At 57.2% G+C, this 2,348-nt stretch carries 1 protein-coding gene and 1 pseudogene; both read left to right on the top strand.

What is annotated here, in order from left to right:
• Positions 1 to 805 precede the first annotated feature (805 nt).
• A complete protein-coding gene (locus tag GWC77_RS27380) occupies positions 806 to 1,642 on the top strand; it encodes a hypothetical protein (protein ID WP_173262513.1) in 837 nt (278 codons plus the stop codon).
• Positions 1,643 to 1,769: 127 nt separating this feature from the next.
• Positions 1,770 to 2,213, top strand: a pseudogene (locus GWC77_RS27375) (transposase); the annotation flags it as partial.
• Between the last annotated feature and the right edge of the window lie 135 nt (positions 2,214 to 2,348).

Genomic DNA, 2,348 nt, shown 5'->3' with positions numbered 1-2,348 from the left:
CGCACCATTGGGCTGTCGGTCATCGCGGCGTTGCCGTTCGCTTTTATACCGTATCGCCAACCAGTAGCCCCGTTTCTCCGCGAACGCCGGCCCCCACACGGGACTGAAGTGCTGCTGAACAAAGCCTCGCGACACCTCGATCAAGCTATCACGCCCTGGCACATGAGAGGCTCACGGCCGACGGATCGGCATTCGAACTGTGGGACCTGTTCGCTAATGGGTGCAACATTTCGCTAATACAGCGTGCGCCATCGATGGGTGCGCGCAGGCGTAGCCCACCCAAGCGGGATAGCTTCGCGTACTGCCGACGTTTTACGCAGGAGCGGGAAAGTGCGCCCACCGGGGTCCGACAATGCGAGCGGCAACACTTCTTTATGATCGAGAATTATGCAACCCATCAGAAATGACAGTTACTACAATTCAGAGCATGGCCCTGTTAGGGCAACTCTGTGGCGGCTTGACTCTGACACCCAAGCCGGAAACGCGGCGAGGTTAATCGAGATCGTTAGGATTCCTAACTAGGAGTACTTCGGCGGTGCTTTCTTCGTTACATTGCTTTCGGGGTTTAAGGTTTCCATGGCTCCATTCTTTCAAAGGTGGGAGTCTTCCAAAAAAAACCGGGCGATTCACAGGCAACTTACTGCGGTGTCCCGTTCGCTCGCGAGGCGCTCCGACTCCCACTTCGCTTTTCGGACTTTGCCTTCGTCCCCCAACTTTTGGCCACCTTCAATATCCGTTAGCTTGCGACGCATCGTGCGCCCCTTTTTAAACTTGAGGCTGGCTCCTTTTGTCTAAAGGATCAACAATGCAACATCGTTTTAGTGTAGTGAGCCCGAGCGCCTCGTGCTCATCCGGCCTTTCTTTTTCCGAAGCACAGTCGACGCGTGATCCCTCGGCAAAAGTATCCGGATCTCGAACAACGTCGCCGGATTACCGCTTGGGCGGGTTGGTTCGCAGAAATTCCATCTCGATGGCCAGCTCACCCGACGAAAGAATGTGCGCACCGACCAAAACAAAAATAACACGCAGGAACAGCGTTGCCTCGATCTCATACGAGGACGTCAGCGATGTGCTGATGGAGCGTTGGCTGAAAATAAAAACACCCGAAGATTTGGTCGGCGATCCTTTCTCCAAACCGAGTGCGCTCAACCAGTCCCTGCGCGACTTCGAGCATTTCCGAAATAGGATCTCGCCCATAACTGCTCGGAACTTCGCCGAGATCATGGAAGTTATGGCGAATTTGAAAAAGCCATTCAGCCCGGCACGACAGTTCGCGTCCGGTTTTTTCAACAGCTGTGTTGGACAGCTCATTTGCAAAGCATTCGACCTAGACAAACGAGACCTCGCGAAATTTGGACGGGTCATGGCTCACCTTCCTGATGTCATATCGAGATGCCGTGACCCTGGAACCTTGTATTCGGCCTACGTCGGAGCGCGGCTTGCATTCGCCGCGAATCTCGTCGAGGGTGACGCGGAAGCGGGCAAACGACGCCTCGAATGCAAGGAGGTTCGAATGACCCGGGCAGCTATCCGGGAGGCGTTGCTCGACTGGGGGTTTAATCCGGTAACGGGCAAGCTCGACAGCCACACCAAATTCGATGCCCGTCAACGAAGAGCAGAAGCACAAGCCCGATTGACATGACTGAGTCGGTCCTGCATAAGGTATCCGAGGCAAGTGCAGCAAGACGCGGGAGGGAGAGCGTGATTTAGCGAACTCCCAGAATCGATATTGATCTGATGGGTTTTCTGGGAGTTTGCGAGCCACGCCAATGAGCACGCCCGACTTTTTCCGCAGCCGTCTGGACACGATGATCGACCTTCGCCATCCGCTGGCCGTGCTGGCCACACGCGTGCCGTGGGCGTCGATCGAAGCGACGCTCACGCCGATGTTCGAACGCCGTGCTCGTGAAAGCCGTGTGCTGCAAGGCGCGGATCTGTTCGGCGCGACAGCGGTACTGGCTGGCAGCGGGCCGAGCGCGGCGGGCCGGCCTCGATTGCCGATTCGCCTGACGGTGGGACTGCTGTATCTGAAGCATGCGTACAACGAGAGCGACGAGTCGGTGTGCGAGCGCTGGGCGCAAGACGTGTACTTCCAGTTTTTCTGCGGCGAGGAGTACTTTCAGGCGCGCATGCCCTGCGATCCGACCAACCTTGTGCGCTTTCGGCAAGCCTTGGGCGAAGCCGGTGTTGAGGAGTTGCTGGCGACGACGATCGCCGCCGCGACGTAATCGGTAATTGACCGACGTCGTTGCGATCTCAGGCGATCTGATGCAGTGGCGAGCGCAGCGGGTTGTCGGCGAAGAGCGATTTCCAGATTCGCGGCGTGAGTTCGTGCACGCGCGAAGCCG

Origin of the sequence: Paraburkholderia sp. NMBU_R16 (assembly GCF_013282575.1) — a bacterium.
In the GTDB taxonomy this organism is placed as follows: Bacteria; Pseudomonadota; Gammaproteobacteria; order Burkholderiales; family Burkholderiaceae; genus Trinickia.
This window is presented reverse-complemented; position numbering and strand designations above follow the sequence as displayed.